A 17,512-nucleotide genomic window follows, 5' to 3' on the forward strand; every position below is an offset into this window, starting at 1 on the left:
GATTGACAATAATGGGGCTGCTGGCCTCTTTTTTGTATACGGGCTATCTCACGTTCTTTGGTGGTGGCTCAAGAGAGGTTCCCGCCGCATCGCCATTGATATTCTTAACCATTGCCCTGCAATGTTCTGCTGTCTTTGCTAAGCGATTCTGGCAGGTCGAGTGGCGCGATGGGAGGCCGATGGTAACCCCCAATGAGGTTAGATGGCTTAGCCAATTCACTGTATTCAATTTTGTTAGGGCGGCCAATCTAAGAGCAGAGGGGGCAAGGCTTGCAGGGGGGGCGAGGACGGGTTGGCCAATGAGGGTAAAAAAGAATGGACGCATGACGCATGTGTTGGCGGGGGGGCGATCCGTGGAGGGTCACTCACAATATTAGGTGCAGTATCTCTGCCTATGTGTCTCCTTCCAATAAAAAGGACAAATTTATCCGAGGCAGTGACATTGCGAGATGCTCTCGGATCGATAGATATTTTTTATTTTATTTTTATGATCTCGGCGCAATTTGTACTATTTTTGCCTGTGGTGATGTCGATATATTGGTTGTTTGCATTTGTTTTGTTGAGAATTAAAGGCGGGTGACTGGTTGTATTGTGGGGGGTTATTTATTTTTGATTTGCAATGTCAAGCTTGTGCGAGGAGAATTTTGAGTGCTTGGTCTCTAGCCTCAAGTGCAACCCTTACTTGATTCACGGTGTTGCCTTGAGGCTGGGGACAAAGGTTGCTGCCGGATCTATTCGTCCCGACTGATAGAGCTGAAGTCATTATATGGGGGTGCCATTGCAAATGCTGGTTGCGTAAATTCATATTATTGGATTTTTGCGAATCAATGTGATTTGTTGGTGATTTTTTCTCTTTTGGGGCTGATGTGAAAAGTATATATTTTATTCCGCTTATTTTGGCAATTCTTCAGCTGCTTTTTCTTGTTGAAAAAATCAAAATAAAGAAATTTCGCGATGTTGATAGGATGTCGGAAAAAGAGATTAGGGATTTTGTGCGGGACACGGGTGTAGGTAGACTTTACTTCATTTGGAGGAATCTGGCTGCTGGGATTGGGTTGATTGGTCTTATTCTGTACGGTTTCTTGTTCTTTGGAGGGTGAAATGTCCGCGGCGAATGGGGTTGGTCAGGTCTTTACGATGGTCTTGGATGTCGGTGCTACTAACGTGCAAGTGGTGGATTCCGTTATCCAGAATATTAATTCGGCTGGCGTGGGTGATAAAATTGCTGCCACTTATAGTCTTGGTGCTGCGGCTTTGAGTGTTACGTCTGGTTTAAATCCTGTGGCGGGAGCTGTTATAAACGGCACTGGGATAGTAGTTACTGCCGTTAAATCGGCTGCTAATGGGGATCAAGGTGCCGATGTTAAGATGGCGGATGTTGTATCGCTAATTGGCAACGTCTTGGCAATAGCATCTGCCGTGGCCGGAGGGGTGCCTTTGGCGGTTGCGGGATTTACGGTTGCTGTGGCCGGATTAACCATGACTTGGACGAATAATCAGGCTACAGTTGGCGATTTTGCTAAGTGGATTAAGGACATATTTGGAGGTGTCGGGAAGTTCATGGATGACCTGTTTGCCGCTTTGGGGTTGGTCGACCCGCTCATCCTTGATCTCGACGGCAACGGCATCCAGACTGTGGGCGCACGAAGTGCCGACGCTGTCTATTTCGACTACGACGGCGACGGCATCAAGACCAAAAGCGGCTGGCTGAGCCGTGGCGATGGCCTGCTGGTAATCGACCGCAACCGCAACGGCAAGATCGAGTCAGGCGCCGAGTTGTTCAGCAATTTCACGCCGATCTCCGGCGGACGGACGGCAGCGGATGGCTTTGCCGTGCTGCGCGATCTGGATAGCAACGGGGATGGCGTGCTCGACAAGCGCGACGAATCCTGGGCCTCGCTGCGTGTGTGGCGGGATGGCGACGGCGACGGCTTGACCGGCAAGGGAGAACTGCTGACGCTGGATGCGCTTGGCATCGTCTCGTTCAATGTCGGTCGCGACGGACAGCGCTATACGCTGCCCAACGGGAATGTCGTGGATGGGACAGGCAGCTTCAAGCAGGTGGTCGATGGCAAGGTGGTCGAGCGGCAGATGGCCGATGTCTGGTTCACGGAGGACACGCTGAAGCAGCAGTTCCCTGATCAGATCCCGCTGCGCGACGATGTGATCGCCTTGCCTTATGTGGAAGGTTCCGGCAATGTCCGCGCGCTCTGGCAGGCTGCCAGCATGGCGACCCCGGAAGGGGAGGCCCTGCGGGGGGTGCTGAAGCAGGTGGCAGAGGCGAAGACCGCCACCGAGCAGAAGACCTTGATCGAGTCGTTGTTGAAGGCTTGGGCAGGGACTTCTTCAATGCAGACGACGCAGAGCCTGGTGGCGACGGGGCAGCGTTCATTCCGGGGGGCCTCGAATGACGCCGATTGGCTGACCCGTGTTGCGATCCTGGAGAAGATGGGCGGAACGTTGTTGGGCGCCAATGGCAGCGGATCGGTGATCCTGACTGGTGAGCGCGCTCAGATCGTAGCCCGTGCGTGGGACACACTGACTGACAGTGTGTACAAGGCCGTGGCGATACAGACCCGCTGGCGCCCTTACCTCGAGTCCGTGCGGTATCGTGCCGGTGCCGAAGGCCAGCCCATAGCCGATTTCAGCGGGCTGGAGGCCCGGATCGGCCAGGCGCAACAGACTGTTGGTCTGTCGGAGACGCTGACTTTGATGGCGGAACTGACGCGGCATTTCGGCGCAGGGTGGAAGCAGCAAGGCTATGACATCGCGGCTGCGCTGCGCGCCCGCATCCAGCAGTCTTCCGGGGCGGGCTTGGCACAGGCCTTGATGCAAGCCGGCATCTATGCCGGTGAGGGGGCGGTCGATGGCAGCGGCGGCGCCGACGTGCTGCTGGGGTCCGGGAAAAGGGACCTGCTCTCGGGGGGGCGTGGCGACGACTATCTCTATGGCGGCGATGGTGACGATACCCTGTCCGGTGGCGCTGGAAATGACGTGCTCGATGGTGGTGCAGGCGACGATCGCCTCGATGGGGGAAGTGGCTCGGATACCTATCTGTTCGGACGCCGCTCGGGCAACGATACGATCAGCGAGTCGGCCGACTACGACAGCAACACCGATGTCGTGCAGTTCGATGCGGACGTGCGCCCAGGCGATGTGACGATCCGACGGGATGGCACCGGTAATGACCTGCTGCTGACGCTGTCGGGCTCGGGTAACACGCTGCGCATCTGCGACTACTTCTACCAGGACGGCAAGAGCGCCTACATGATCGAGGAACTGCGCTTTGCCGACGGCACGGTGTGGACCTTCGATACGGTGCTGGCGCGGACGCTCAAGGGCGGCTCGGGCAACGACACCATCGTGGGATCGGGCCGCAATGACGTGATCGACGGTGGTGCAGGCGATGACTGGCTCGATGGCCGGGGTGGCTCGGATACCTATCTGTTCGGACGCCGCTCGGGCAATGACACGATCAGCGAGTCGTGGGACAGCAGCCCGAACAAGGATGTGGTGCGGTTCGATGCGGACGTGCGCCCCGGCGATGTGACGATCCGCCGAGACGGCACGGGTGACGACCTGCTGCTGACACTGTCGGGCTCGGGCAATACGCTGCGCATCCGCAACTACTTCTACCAGGACGGCGAGAGTCCCTACATGATCGAGGAGCTGCGCTTTGCCGACGGCACGGTGTGGACCTTCGATACGGTGCTGGCGCGGACGCTCAAGGGCGGCGCGGGCAACGACACCATTGTGGGATCGGGCCGCGATGACGTGATCGACGGTGGTGCGGGTGATGACTGGCTGGATGGGCGCAAGGGCTCGGATACCTATCTGTTCGGGCGCCGCTCGGGCAATGACACGATCAGCGAGTCGTGGGACAGCAGCCCGAACAAGGATGTGGTGCGGTTCGATGCGGACGTGCGCCCCGGCGATGTGACGATCCGCCGAGACGGCACGGGTGACGACCTGCTGCTGACACTGTCGGGCTCGGGCAATACGCTGCGCATCCGCAACTACTTCTACCAGGACGGCGAGAGCCCCTACATGATCGAGGAGCTGCGCTTTGCCGACGGCACGGTGTGGACCTTCGATACGGTGCTGGCGCGGACGCTCAAGGGCGGCGCGGGCAACGACACCATTGTGGGATCGGGCCGCGATGACGTGATCGACGGTGGTGCGGGTGATGACTGGCTGGATGGGCGCAAGGGCTCGGATACCTATCTGTTCGGGCGCCGCTCGGGCAATGACACGATCAGCGAGTCGTGGGACAGCAGCCCGAACAAGGATGTGGTGCGGTTCGATGCGGACGTGCGCCCCGGCGATGTGACGATCCGCCGAGACGGCACGGGTGACGACCTGCTGCTGACGCTGTCGGGCTCGGGCAATACGCTGCGCATCCGCAACTACTTCTACCAGGACGGCGAGAGCCCCTACATGATCGAGGAGCTGCGCTTTGCCGACGGCACGGTGTGGACCTTCGATACGGTGCTGGCGCGGACGCTCAAGGGCGGCTCGGGCAACGACACCATCGTGGGTTCGGGCCGCAATGACGTGATCGACGGTGGTGCGGGTGATGACTGGCTGGATGGGCGCAAGGGCTCGGATACCTATCTGTTCGGGCGCCGCTCGGGCAATGACACGATCAGCGAGTCGTGGGACAGCAGCCCGAACAAGGATGTGGTGCGGTTCGATGCGGACGTGCGCCCCGGCGATGTGACGATCCGCCGAGACGGCACGGGTGACGACCTGCTGCTGACGCTGTCGGGCTCGGGCAATACGCTGCGCATCCGCAACTACTTCTACCAGGACGGCGAGAGCCCCTACATGATCGAGGAGCTGCGCTTTGCCGACGGCACGGTGTGGACCTTCGATACGGTGCTGGCGCGGACGCTCAAGGGCGGCTCGGGCAACGACACCATCGTGGGTTCGGGCCGCGATGACGTGATCGACGGTGGTGCGGGTGATGACTGGCTGGATGGGCGCAAGGGCTCGGATACCTATCTGTTCGGGCGCCGCTCGGGCAATGACACGATCAGCGAGTCGTGGGACAGCAGCCCGAACAAGGATGTGGTGCGGTTCGATGCGGACGTGCGCCCCGGCGATGTGACGATCCGCCGAGACGGCACGGGTGACGACCTGCTGCTGACGCTGTCGGGCTCGGGCAATACGCTGCGCATCCGCAACTACTTCTACCAGGACGGCGAGAGCCCCTACATGATCGAAGAGCTGCGCTTTGCCGACGGCACGGTGTGGACCTTCGATACGGTGCTGGCGCGGACGCTCAAGGGCGGCGCGGGCAACGACACCATCGTGGGATCGGGCCGCAATGACGTGATCGACGGTGGCGCGGGCGACGACTGGCTCGAAGGCCGGGGTGGGTCGGATACCTATCTGTTCGGACGCGGGTCTGGCAAGGATACGATCTACAACTACGATCCTGTCACGGGCTCCGACGATCAGGTCCACTTCGGCGCGAATATCGCGGCCGACCAGATCTGGCTGGAAAAGAAGGACGGTGACTTGCGGCTTACGCTGCTCGGCACAGGTGACTCGTTGACGATCCGAAGCTGGTACAGCGGTTCGTCGTATCACGTGGACCGCTTCCGCCTGCAGAATGGCAAGGAGCTTGCCGACAACAACGTCGACAAGCTGGTGGATGCCATGGCTGCCTTTGCGCCGCCAGCGTCGGGGCAGACTTCGTTGCCCGCGGACTATCGCAGCGCGCTCGCGCCGGTGCTGGCCGCGAACTGGAAGTAGGACCTGCGGGAGGGGGCGGGCACGTCTTGCCCTATCTCTCCTCACCTCCTATCCGCTCGAGAAGGCGCCGCCCCGCGCGGGCGGCGCCATGTCTTCGTCATTGTATTTCCCCTTGGCCCGATGTCTCGAACCGATGACAACGGCGGCGACGTTGCGTCTCCGCCACCGGAATCTGCTGCGTTGGATTCCGGCCTGCACTGCCTTGTGATGCTCGCACGTTTCCATGGTCTTGCTGCCCAGCCGGACCAGCTTGCTCATGAGTTCCGCGCCGACGGGCAGGCATTTTCCAAACAGGATCTGCTGCTCGCCGCCAAGCGCCTCGGCCTGCGCGCCCGATGCACGCAGCCTGTGCCGGCACGGCTTGCTCAAGCGTCGCTGCCAGCCATTGCCTTGCTTGCCGATGGACGCTTTGTCGTGCTGGCCCAGGTCGATACTGCCGGCGGACGGGTGCTGTTGCAGGACCCTGCTGCCGAACGGCCGAATGTGGAGCCGCTCGATGTTTTCCTGCAGCGCTGGGCAGGCGATCTGATCCTGCTGGCATCCCGGGCATCGCTGGCGGGCGAGCTGGGGAAGTTCGACTTCACCTGGTTCATCCCGGCCATTGTCAAGTACCGCCGCCTGCTGGGCGAGGTGCTGCTGGTTTCCTTCGTCTTGCAACTGTTCGCCCTGGTGACACCCTTGTTCTTCCAGGTGGTGATGGACAAGGTGCTGGTACATCGCGGCTTCACGACACTCGATGTCATTGCGGTCGGATTGCTGGTGGTGAGCCTGTTCGAGGTAATGCTGAGCGGGCTGCGCAGCTACGTTTTCGCACATACCACCAGCCGCATCGACGTGGAGCTGGGAGCGCAGTTATTTCGCCATCTTCTGTCGTTACCGCTGTCCTACTTCCAGGCGCGGCGCGTCGGCGATTCGGTGGCGCGCGTGCGCGAGCTGGAGAATATCCGCGGCTTCCTGACGGGAAACGCGGTGACCGTGGTGCTTGACCTGGTGTTCTCCGTCGCGTTCCTGGCAGTGATGTGCTACTACAGCGGCTGGCTGACGCTGATCGTCGTGGTCTCCTTGCCATGCTATGTCTTCGTGTCGCTGGCCTTTACGCCTTTGCTGCGGGCACGACTGCAGGAGAAGTTCAACCGTGGCGCGGAGAACCAGTCCTTCCTGGTCGAGACCGTGAGCGGTATCGACACCGTGAAAGCGATGGCGGTGGAGCCGCAGTGGACACGCAATTGGGACAAGCAGCTCGCGGGCTATGTGACGGCAAGCTTCCGCACCGCGACCATCGGCACGCTTGCCGGCAGCGGCGTTACGTTGATCGGCAAGATCGTCACGGTGGCCACCATGTACTTCGGTGCCCGACTGGTCATCGACGGCAGTCTCACGGTCGGTCAGCTGGTGGCCTTCAATATGCTGGCAGGCCATGTCGCGCAGCCGGTGATGCGGCTGGCGCAGCTGTGGACCGAGTTCCAGCAGACCGGGCTGTCGGTGCAGCGGCTCGGCGATATCCTCAATACACGGCCGGAGTCCGGCGGGAGCCGTAGCGCGCTGCCACGTCTGAACGGACACATCGAATTCGACGATATCGTGTTCCGCTACCGTCCGGAGGCGCAGGAGGTCCTGCGCGGGGTTTCCCTGTCGATACGTCCGGGAGAGGTGATCGGCATCGTGGGCCGCTCCGGCTCCGGCAAGAGCACGCTGACGCGACTGCTGCAGCGCCTCCACGTGCCGGAGCGCGGGCGGGTGCTGGTGGACGGTGTCGACCTGGGTCTGGCCGATGCCTCGTCGCTGCGCCGACAGATCGGCGTGGTGCTGCAGGAGAGCGTGCTGTTCAACCGCTCGATCCGCGACAACATCGCTCTGACCGATCCTGGCGCGCCGCTGGAGGCTGTGATGCGTGCGGCGCGGCTCGCCGGCGCGCACGACTTCGTCAGTGAGTTGCCGGAGGGTTATGACACCATGGTCGGCGAACACGGCTCGACCCTCTCCGGCGGACAGCGCCAGCGCATCGCGATCGCGCGCGCGCTGATGTCCGATCCGCGCATCCTGATCTTCGACGAGGCGACCAGCGCCCTGGACTACGAATCGGAGCGGATGATCCAGCAGAACATGAAGGCGATCTGCCAGGGGCGTACCGTCCTGATCATCGCTCATCGCCTGTCAGCGGTACGCGATGCCGACCGTATCGTGGTGATGGAGCGCGGCCAGATCGTGGAGGCGGGCAACCACCAGGCGCTGTTGCAGCGTCCGGACGGTCTCTATGCCTATCTGTATCGGCTGCAGCAGGGAGCGGAGGCAGCATGAAGCTCTGGACGCTGGCCGTGAAGGACCTGCTGCGGCGTTACACGGGCGTCTTCTCCGCCGCGTGGCAGCGGAGGGAAGAATTGGACGGGGTCGGCTACACAGCAGCCGAGGCAGCGTTTCTCCCGGCTGCCTTGTCGCTGCAGGAGGCGCCTGTGTCGCCAGCGCCGCGCGTGGCAATGTGGCTGTTGATGACTTTCGCGCTGCTCGCTTTGCTCTGGTCCATCTTCGGCAGGATCGACGTAGTGGCCGTTGCGCAGGGCAAGATCGTGCCCAGCCACCGCACCAAGGTGATTCAGCCGCTGGAGACGGCGGCCGTCAAGGCGATTCATGTGACTGACGGGCAGGTGGTCAGGGCGGGCGACCTGTTGCTTGAACTGGATGCCACTGCCGCTCAGGCGGACAGGGAGCGCCTTGCGGGAGACCTGCAGGTGGCGCGGTTGCAAGTCGAGCGGGCGGAAGCACTGATGCAGGCGCTGGCCGGCGGCAAGGTTCCCTTGCTGGCGGGCGACGGGACGGATGTCGGCAAACGGGCCGAAGCCCAGCGTCTGCTGGAGGGGCAATACCAGGAGTACCGCGCGAGGCTGGCACGGCTCGATGCTGCGATGGCGCGCAGCGAGGCGGAGATCCGTTCGACGCAGGCGCAAGTGGACAAGCTGTCACGGACAGCGGTGATCGCCCGGCAACGCGCCGATGACTACAAGACGCTGGTCGAGCGCAAGTTCGTGTCGCAGCACGGCTATCTGGAGCGCGAGCAGGTACGCATCGAGCAGGAGGCCGACCTTGCCGCTCAGCGCAGCCGCCTGCGGGAACTCGCCGCCTCGCTGCGCGAGGCGCAGGAGCAGCGCACGGCCTTGTCGGCAGAGACTCGCCGGTCCGCGCTGGAGTCGCTGGCCGACGGCCAGCAGAAGGCGGCCGCACTGGCGCAGGAATGGCATAAGGCCGAAACGCGTGCGCGGCTGATGCGGCTGGTGGCACCGGTGGGCGGAACGGTGCAGCAACTGGCTGTGCATACCGTCGGCGGTGTCGTCACGCCGGCACAGCCCTTGATGGTCATCGTGCCCAAGGATGATGCGCTGGAGGTCGAAGCCTTCGTCGAAAACAAGGACATCGGTTTCGTGCGCGCAGGCCAGGAGGCAGAGGCCAAGATCGAGACCTTCCAGTACACCCGTTATGGCACGGTGCCTGCGAGCGTGGCCTCGGTGTCGCACGATGCTCAGTTCGACGAGAAACGCGGTTGGATCTACTCGAGCCGGATCCGCCTCGACCGCAGCACCATGCAGGTGGACGGCACCGAGGTAGGCCTGTCGCCAGGCATGTCGGTGGCGGTCGAGGTCAAGACCGGCAAGCGGCGCGTGATCGAGTACTTCCTGAGCCCGCTGATGACCTACCGGCAGGAGAGCTTGCGTGAGCGTTGAGGGGGGCGGGGCACCGCTTCCCTGGCGAGCGGTGCTGTGCCCTTTGGGTGGATGTGGCGCTGCCCGCCCCGAGCAGGAGCGCGGCAGCGACGCGGCGTAGATGCCGCTTGGTAGAGCCTTAGTAAAGCGTACGCGCCAGGAACGTCAACGTACGGTCCCAGGCCATTTCCGCCCAAACCGGGTCGAACTGCGTCGCCGGCAGGCGGCCGGGGCCGACGGCGGTCTCGTTGGCGAAGGCGTGGTGGGCCAGGTAGCGGTGGAAGGTGAAGTCGACCTTGGCTTCGCTGAGCTTGGCTTCCAGCGCGTCGACCGATTCCGGGGTGAAGAAGGTGTCCTGGGTGGCCCAGTGGCCCATCAGCGGCACGCGGATCCTGGCGGGGTCGATGTATTCGAGCGGCGGCAGGCCGTACCATGCCACGCCGGCGGCGAGGTCGGGGTTCTGGCCCAGTGCCAGCAGGGTCAGGGCGCCGCCCATGCAGAAGCCGGTGATGGCGACGCGGCTGGCGCGGGTCTTCAGGTATTGCACGGCGCCGGCGATGTCTTGCGAGGCGGCATCGCCGAAGTCGAGCCCGCTCATCAGGTGGTGGGCTTCTTCGGCCTCGACGGTCGACTTGCCGCGGTACAGGTCGGGCACCAGCGCGAGGTAGCCGCAGCGCGCGAGCCGGTCGGCGACGCCGCGGATCTGGTCGTTCAGGCCCCACCATTCCTGGATGACGACCACCGCGGGCGCGCCTTCGGTCTTTTCCGGGGTGGCCAGGTAGCCCTGGAGTTCTTTGCCGTCGGGGCGCTGGAACGTGATCGTGGTGCCGTTTGCTTGCGTCATGGATGGTCTCCTGTGGCTGTGGGAGCGTTGGGGCGGAGGCCGCGCCTTGGCGCGGGCCGGGGAAGCGCGGCGGTGGCGGATGTGGCGGCCACCGGTTCCCGGGCGATTGTAATGCCCATCGTGCCACGGCGTGGCCGGTCGCGGCGCAGGAGGCGGTGAAGGGGCGGCGGACGAGCCGGCCGGCGCCCGCTACAACACTGAGCCAGCCGCCCGCGCGCCCGGCGCCATGTCAATGGCGGTCGCTTTCCGGGTACCAGTAGACGCGCTTGCGCTTGCCGGCGCCGGCGATCTTCACCTGCTGCACGCCGATCGGCGAGGTGGCATCGCCGCCTCCGGTGGCGGTCTGGCTGCCGCCGCCGATCACGACCGGCACCAGCGTGGTGCTGCTGCCATTGGTTACCGGCACGATGCCGAACACGGCCGAGGGGGGGAAGCCGCCACCGTCGAGCACGATCGAGCGCGCGGTGTTCTGTCCCGCGCCGGTGACGAAGTTGAAGGAATAGGTCCGGGCCGCGCCCAGGTTGGGGAAGCACTGGTTGGGGCTCGGCACCGTCGGCGTGTTGGTGCCGATGGTGGTGTAGCCGGCGACGGTCAGCGCCGCGTTGACGGCTTTTTCGCCGGGATTGGTGAGCGTAATGTAGAAGCCGGAGCCGGCGCCGCTGTAGGGCTGGGTGCTGGTCGTGATGTCGGACAGGCCGGCCTCCGTGATTGGCGTCCAGGCGAACGGCATGCCGGAGATATTGCTGTCCTTGATCATATAGAGCCGGTTGACCACGTTGTAGGCGAGGCCCGGGGTGGGCGAGGTCGAATAGAGCGGATGTTCGCGGTCGCCGGAGCCGATCATGACGGCATCGTAGCCCGCGGTGGATACCACGTCGGGCGGATAGAAGAACTTGCGCGCGTTGTTGCTGCCGGCCGAGCCGCCCAGCGCGGCCAGCTTGGTCATGGTCCAGTTGGCCGGTGCATTGCCGGCCGCAGCCTCGAAGTCGGCCCGCCACAGGTTGCCGCCGAGGTCGCCGACGTAGAGGCGCTCGCTATAGCCGTCGCCGTTGCGGTCGAGCAGGGTAACGTCCGAGGGAATGGCGCGCGTGAGCCCGGCCACCTTGACGCAGGCGCCGCTCATGCCGGTGCAGTCCGGCAGCGCGCTCCAGACGAGACTGCCGCTGACCGCATCGAAGGCGAACAGGCCGCGCCCCATGGTGTCGCCGCCGGTGCTGGCGTTCGCGTTGTAGGGATCGCTGTCTTCCGTCGAATCGTAGCCCGCCCCCATGATCACCAGCGGGTTCGCGTAGCCGCGCACGCGCAGCACGCGCGGCTGCGACCAGGTCTGGCCGAGTTCGGGCAGGTCCGCGTAGCTGTGCCGCCATAGGAAGCTGGGGCTGAGCGGGTTGGTGACGTCGATGGCGTAGAGGAAGCGGCCGCCGCGCCGGGCGGTCAGGTAGATGACCACGCGGGGGCTGGACGGATTGCGCAGGTCCTGCATCACCGCCGTGCTGCCGTCGAAGAAGTAGTCGCGCGGCAGGGGCGTGGGCGTGATTCCGCCGGGGGTCGTGGACAGCTGGATTTCCGGGGAGTTGACGTAGAGGCGGCCTAGCTTGCCGAAGAAGTCGGGCGCCACGAAGCCCCATAGCTCGCCGCCGGGCCGCACCCCGTTGATACCCGCGCTCTGGTTACCGTTGATGGCGTGGAACACGCCGTCGTTGGTGCCGTAGTACACGACCACGCCGGTGCTGCCATAGTTGACCACCGCGGGGCGCGAGTGCAGCACGTCCGCGTGGATCGAGCTGCGCACGGTGACCGGCGAGCCGGGTCCGGCTTCTGCTTCCTTGCCGGCGATGCTGGTGGAGTCGGCCGCCTTGGTGTCCTGTCCGCGCATCCAGGCGATCAGCTTGGGCAGCTCCGTGCTGGTGATGGTCGGCACGCCGGCTTCGCCGGCATTGATGGCGGCCAGTCCCGCCGAACCGGTCAGCCAGCTGTTGCTGGTGTCGAAGGAGGTGAAGGCGGTGCTGGCCTGGCAGCTGGCGTTGCAGGTCAGCAGCGTGCGCCCTTGCTGGCTGGTCAGGTTGGTGGCGCGCAGCATTTCCCCGGCGCCGCCTTTCTCGACGATCTCGCCGTCGGGGAGATCCAGTTTCCAGCCGGCGCTCGACGGGCTGTTCTGCCAATAGCCCTGCGCCGGCCAGTTGGCCACCGAACCCGTGCCGTAGCCGCTGGCACCGTATGTCGGGGGCGGGTCGGCGGTCCAGAAGCTGACCGCGTTGGGCGAGATGAATCCGGTGGAGGCGTTGCTGATGGCCTTCTGCCCCTTGGCGTCCTGCAGCACGATGTTGCCGTTGGCGTCGTAGCCGATCTGGTACTGCTTGAGGTTGCCCAGCCAGCGCGGTGCCGCGCTGGCATCGGGGCGGAACATGCCGACGTAGACCTGGTTCAGGAACTGCCCCTGGGCGTTGACGGAGGCCGGCAGGCTCACCGAGGCGAACACGCTGTTGACGGCCTGCACTTCATTGAAGATGCTCATCAAGGCGTTCTGCAGGGCCTTGGCGTCGCCCACGCTCACCGTGAAGTTGGAACCGCCGCCGTTGCTGGACATGCTCTTGACCAGCGCGTCGTAGGACGGATTGCTGCCATCGGTCACGTCGATGGTGTAGGTGACGACATTCTGCTTGTAGGCTGTGTTGGCACCGCCGGACAGGTCGCTCTGGTACATGAAGCGCGCCCACTCGTCGCCCCAGTCCTGCTGGTACTTGTTGGCGTTGGACGGCAGGACGAGCTGCGCCTGCTGTGCCGAGGTGGCGCCGGCCGTCTGCAGCGCTGCGAGCGCGGGCGGTGTGCCGTTGGCGGTCTTGGGGGCGTTGTTGTTGAACGACCCGGCGATATAGATGATGAAGGTCTTCTGGCAATGGTCCGTCAGCGGCGAGGTGTACTTGGTGCCGGAGATGCCGGTGCCGCCCGTGAAGTAGGCCCAGGCTTCGGCCATGGACTCGTCCAGCAGGTTCTTGCTGGCCTTGGCAGTCACGTTGATGTTGTTGCGTACCAGTGTCTGGAAGTTGGCGATGGCCGTACTGTCCATCACCGGCAGGGGGCCGGGCGGCACTGGCGACGGGTTCGGATAGTAGAACAGGCCGCCACCCGTGCTGGCCGGTGCGAACATCATCAGCCCGAGGCGGATCTTGCCGAGCAGGGCCGGGTTGGAGCCGATCGCGCCGAGCGCGTTGTACAGCGCGCAGGCCATGAAGTCGGCATCCTTGGCGCTGGACGGGGTCCAGCTCGGGCACCCTGCGCTGCTCGGGATGGTCACGGAGGCGTCCCAGGCGGCGGCATTGTCCATCACCAGCAGGATGTTCGGCTGCCCCGCGCCGGTCTGCAGCCCGGTGTACAGGTCGATGTCGTCGGCATGGGCGGGCGAGGCCGCCGAGAAGGCGAGTGCGGCGATGGCGGCCAGCCGGAAGGCGATGAGGAAGAGATGGCGCATGGCGGCAGAGGGCAGGCAGCGGGAGTCGGTGGGCGCGCCGGATCGCAGGCCGGCGCGGCGATGGATCATGGGCATGTGGTGCCGACCGGCACGCGTACGGCAACGCCCTGGTGCAAGGTCACGTTGGCGCCGGTCGTGCTGTCGTTGACGCTCGCCTGCACGTCCCACTGGGTGGAATTGCACAGGGAATTGCCGCCGCTGGCGGTCGAGGTCAGGATGCCGGTGTTCTGGTTGCCATTGCCGAGGTAGCAGGACACGTCGTCGGCATTGGTCGTATCGAGGTCGGTGTCCTTGATCGGCTGGCTGCTGGTGCACACAGGCGCCGAGGCCTGCGCCACGTAGTCCGCGGTGCCGTCGCCGTTCACGTCGACCGCCACGCTGGAGGCCGCCGCGGCCGGGTTGGCGGTGAAGTCCTGGCTGATGGTCTGTTCGATGGCCTGCTGCGCCGCGCTGCGGGCTTCCACTGTGTGCTGCTGGTTGCCGGCCACCTTCACGTTGACCACGCTGGAATGGATCAGGGAGATCACCAGCAGGAGGAAGATGACCATGAAGATCAGCGTGACGACGAGCGTCATGCCCTGCTCGCGCGCCTGCTTGTGCTGTCGCAGCGATGGCATGGCCTACTCCCTCGGGCCGGCTACGTTGGCCAGCCGGGCAACCTGCGCGTAGACATGGCGCTTGTAGCCATCGTTGAACGGCCCGCTCGGGCTGCTCCGCCCGAGGTCGTACTGGCGCGTGTCGGTCCAGCCGTTGGCGCGGGTGGTGGTGCGCGCCAGCAGGCTGATGCGCACGGACGTCACGTTATGCCAGTTGGCCGACGGCGTAGCCCACGAATAGCCGGTGACGCTCGTGCAGGCGCCGCTGTTGTCGATGCCGGGATTGTCGACGTAGCAGTCGGCGGAGCCGTTGTTGTCCTGGTCGACGCCGAAGGAAAAGTGCATATCCTGGATGCCCTGCGCGATGGAGTTGACCTGGAAGGCGCCGTTGATGAGTTCGGCCATCTTCAGTGTGGGGATCCCGTCGCCGCTGCCGGCGCAGTTGTCGCAAGCGGCGAGATAGAAGATGCGGACCACGGCTGCGCGCAGCGGCGCGAGCGCGCTCGAGGTGCAGGCCTTGGTCTGCAGGGTGAAGGCCGCCGCGCTGGTGTCGAAGACGAAGGGAACCGGGTCGCTGCCGCAGGCGGAGTTCTGCAGGTAGGCCTGGCCCGTGGTGGCCGACGCCGTTGCGGCCGCGGCGCTGGTGGTCGAGACACGGCGGATCGCCAGGATCTCCGATTGTGCGCTGAGGTTCGGCAGGCAGGAGGCGACCGTGCCGGCCGCGAATCCCTGGATGGGCACCGGCATGGTCACCGGGCTGTTGGCGAAGCCGAGCGCGGTACTGGTGGTGGCGCACAGCGACGGCATCGATACCGTCGCGCTTCTGGCCTGGCCGGTCTCGCCATAGAAGCCCGCCAGTTCGGTTTCGTGCCCGATCATGTCGAGCGCATAGCGCGCGCTCTCGATCTGGTCGGAGACGGACGCCAGCAGGGAGCGCGACTGCGTGGTCGAGAAGTAGAGGCTGCCGAGGGCGATGAGCATGAGCATCCCGATCGTGATGCCGATCATCAGCTCGACCAGCGTCCATCCTCGCTGCGAGGGGCGGTGGAGGCGGAGGCGGTTCATGACAAGGTGGCGATCCGGACCTGGATGCTGACGACGCGGCGCGTGGTGTCATCGCCGAAGCTGCCGCTGCCGCACGGCAGCGCGGGCGCCACGGTCTTGGCCAGGCCTTGCCAGGCGACCGAGATGCGGTAGACCTGGTTGACCGGGTCGACGGATTCGATGCAGCCCAGCGCACCGATCATGGCACCGAGGGATTTCCCGCCGCTGGTCTCGGCGCTGCCGAGCAGGGCGGTGTTCCAGGCGGTGAGGTCCGCCGTCGTCAGCGCCTGCTGGGCGGCGTTGCCCAGCGCGCAGGCCGGTACCGAGGTCGAGCCGCTGCCCAGCACCGTCATCGGGGATCCCGCCGCGTAGCAAGGGGCGACCTGGCGATTGGCGTTCAGCCGTGCCGCCATGTCCTGCAGCAGCGTCAGGGCCTGGACACGCTGGTAGGTCTCCATTTCCATCTGATTCGAGCGGGCCAGCAGCCCGGCGGCACCGAGCAGGGCCACCAGCAGGATCACGACCGAAACGAGGATCTCGATCAGCGCGAAACCGCGCGCCGGCCTGCCTGGTCGGGGTCGTCCTCGGTGGGAAGGGATGGCCCTCATGCGCAAGCTCCATTGACGACCGAGACGCGCCCGGTGCCGCTCAGTACGACGCAGAGCACGGTCGTGCTCTGCGCGGGGGCGGCCGTGGAAAGCTGGAAGCTGGTTCCGCCGGCGACGGGACGGCCGTCGTTGCCCATGGCCAGGGACGTGCCGCTGGTCGTGGAGATGGCGATGCCCTGGTAGGGGCCGAAGCTGCGCACCTGCGTCGTGCCTGCCGTCACCGCCCAGCCGCCGCTCCAGCTGCTGGATGCATTCACCGAAACGCTCGTATTGCGCGTTACCGCTTCGCTGCGCGCGAGCGTGAGCGCGGCCGCGAGATCGAGCGAGGCATTCTTTATGCGCTGCGTGGCAACGAAGCTGGCAAAGGATGGCGCGGCCATGGACGCGAGGATGGCCAGCACGGACAGCGTCACCAGCAGCTCGATGAGGGTGAAGCCCGCCGGCTTGGCAGGGCGGCGGGTCCGCTCGGCGAGGCGATGGGTCCGATGCGTCATGGCCTACTGCCAGCAATCGGACGCCGGTCCGGAGGCGGACTTGACGCCTGCGTTGGACAGGGAAAGCGTACCGCAGCGCGTGTCGTGGCTGGACTGGGCGCCGATCGGTGTGGCCGTCAGCGTGTACGTGGGCGGCGGGCCGGCATTTGCCGAGACGCTGACCTGGTAGCTGGCGGCAATGCTCGAGGGCAGGGCGGAGTAGCCCAGTGCGGCCAGGCTGGTGCCATAGGCGCGGTTGTCCAGCAGGTAGCGCTCCTGCGTGGCGGAAACCTCTAGCAGGAACGACTCCGCCGCTGCGCGATTGGAGTGCACAACGTACTGGATATACGAAGGGTACGCCACAGCGGCGAGAATGCCGACGATGGCAACCGTCACCATCAACTCAATGAGGGTGAATCCCGGCTGCTTGCGCGGCAGGCCATAGCGCCATCGCGCGACGCCTGGGAGGCGTGCGGCTTTGACCCATGTTTCCCGATAAAAGCGACAGTCATCCCATCGCTGTGGCACTGCCGGGCTTCTTTGGCCCATGCTCGCGCTCCTTGACCCGAAAATCTATCGCGGGCTTGTCATGCAAGCCCGCTTGTAGTTGCAGCGAGTGTAGACGGGAACCTCGTGGTGGTCAAAGTCGAACCGCAAGATGGGTGTGCGCGTTGTATGGATTCAACTGGCAGGGACCGAAGGGGGGGGGCGTGGCTCCTTGCCGCCGTGCTCGCGGCCACCTTCGATCGGGGGCCGTCCGGGTTCGTTCGGGTTCGTTTGGACTGAGGGGCGGTGAATGCCGCGGAGCGGCGCCCGGGAAGAAACGCAAAGGGGCCCGCGCAAAAAACCGGCGGAGCCCCTAGTGAAAAATGAAAAACCCCGGTAGATCGTGGATCTACCGGGGTTTCATATTTGGTGGCGAATCAGGGACTCGAACCCCGGACCTGCGGATTATGATTCCGTCGCTCTAACCGACTGAGCTAATTCGCCGTTGAAGACCGCAATTATACGTGGACTTCAGAGCCT

Annotated in this window: 10 protein-coding genes and 1 tRNA gene; 3 read left to right on the plus strand and 8 right to left on the minus strand. The window is 64.4% G+C overall.

The genetic code is table 11. The features are described from left to right. The first annotated feature begins 1,560 nt into the window (after positions 1-1,560). The 3 genes from BKK81_RS36825 (at position 1,561) to BKK81_RS05245 (ending at position 9,473) form a co-directional block, all read left to right on the plus strand. A complete protein-coding gene (locus tag BKK81_RS36825) occupies positions 1,561-5,760 on the plus strand; it encodes a calcium-binding protein (RefSeq protein WP_071011157.1) in 4,200 nt (1,399 codons plus the stop codon). A gap of 120 nt (positions 5,761-5,880) precedes the next feature. Further along, positions 5,881-8,058: a type I secretion system permease/ATPase gene (locus BKK81_RS05240; protein WP_071011159.1), complete on the plus strand. Its 2,178-nt coding sequence runs from the start codon at positions 5,881-5,883 to the stop codon at positions 8,056-8,058. Next, positions 8,055-9,473: an HlyD family type I secretion periplasmic adaptor subunit gene (locus BKK81_RS05245; protein ID WP_071011160.1), complete on the plus strand. Its 1,419-nt coding sequence runs from the start codon at positions 8,055-8,057 to the stop codon at positions 9,471-9,473. Before BKK81_RS05240 ends, BKK81_RS05245 begins: the two co-directional genes overlap by 4 nt. Before the next feature lie 118 nt (positions 9,474-9,591). Here the strand turns inward: BKK81_RS05245 and BKK81_RS05250 are convergent, their stop codons facing one another. The 8 genes from BKK81_RS05250 to BKK81_RS05285 form a co-directional block, all read right to left on the minus strand. Next, entirely contained in the window at positions 9,592-10,296 is a 705-nt protein-coding gene (locus BKK81_RS05250; RefSeq protein WP_071011162.1) for a dienelactone hydrolase family protein, read from the minus strand. Between the two features lie 229 nt (positions 10,297-10,525). Next, entirely contained in the window at positions 10,526-13,765 is a 3,240-nt protein-coding gene (locus tag BKK81_RS05255) for a pilus assembly protein (RefSeq protein ID WP_071016078.1), read from the minus strand. A gap of 65 nt (positions 13,766-13,830) precedes the next feature. Beyond that, positions 13,831-14,382 carry a pilus assembly PilX family protein gene (locus BKK81_RS05260; protein WP_071011164.1) on the minus strand — a complete coding sequence of 184 codons (552 nt, stop codon included), beginning with the start codon at positions 14,380-14,382 and terminating at the stop codon, positions 13,831-13,833. Positions 14,383-14,385: 3 nt separating this feature from the next. Then, entirely contained in the window at positions 14,386-15,426 is a 1,041-nt protein-coding gene (locus tag BKK81_RS05265) for a PilW family protein (RefSeq protein ID WP_071011166.1), read from the minus strand. Then, complete coding sequence (locus BKK81_RS05270; RefSeq protein WP_071011167.1) at positions 15,423-16,013, minus strand: type IV pilus modification PilV family protein; 591 nt, start codon at positions 16,011-16,013, stop codon at positions 15,423-15,425. The genes BKK81_RS05265 and BKK81_RS05270 overlap by 4 nt, the downstream gene beginning before the upstream one ends. Beyond that, positions 16,010-16,507: a GspH/FimT family pseudopilin gene (locus BKK81_RS05275; protein ID WP_071011169.1), complete on the minus strand. Its 498-nt coding sequence runs from the start codon at positions 16,505-16,507 to the stop codon at positions 16,010-16,012. The genes BKK81_RS05270 and BKK81_RS05275 overlap by 4 nt, the downstream gene beginning before the upstream one ends. Before the next feature lie 3 nt (positions 16,508-16,510). After that, positions 16,511-16,885 carry a type IV pilin protein gene (locus BKK81_RS05280; RefSeq protein WP_071011171.1) on the minus strand — a complete coding sequence of 125 codons (375 nt, stop codon included), beginning with the start codon at positions 16,883-16,885 and terminating at the stop codon, positions 16,511-16,513. A 514-nt stretch (positions 16,886-17,399) separates the two neighbouring features. Continuing rightward, a tRNA-Met gene (locus BKK81_RS05285) sits at positions 17,400-17,476 on the minus strand. Between the last annotated feature and the right edge of the window lie 36 nt (positions 17,477-17,512).

It is taken from the genome of Cupriavidus sp. USMAHM13 (assembly GCF_001854285.1).
Classification (GTDB): Bacteria; Pseudomonadota; Gammaproteobacteria; order Burkholderiales; family Burkholderiaceae; genus Cupriavidus; species Cupriavidus malaysiensis.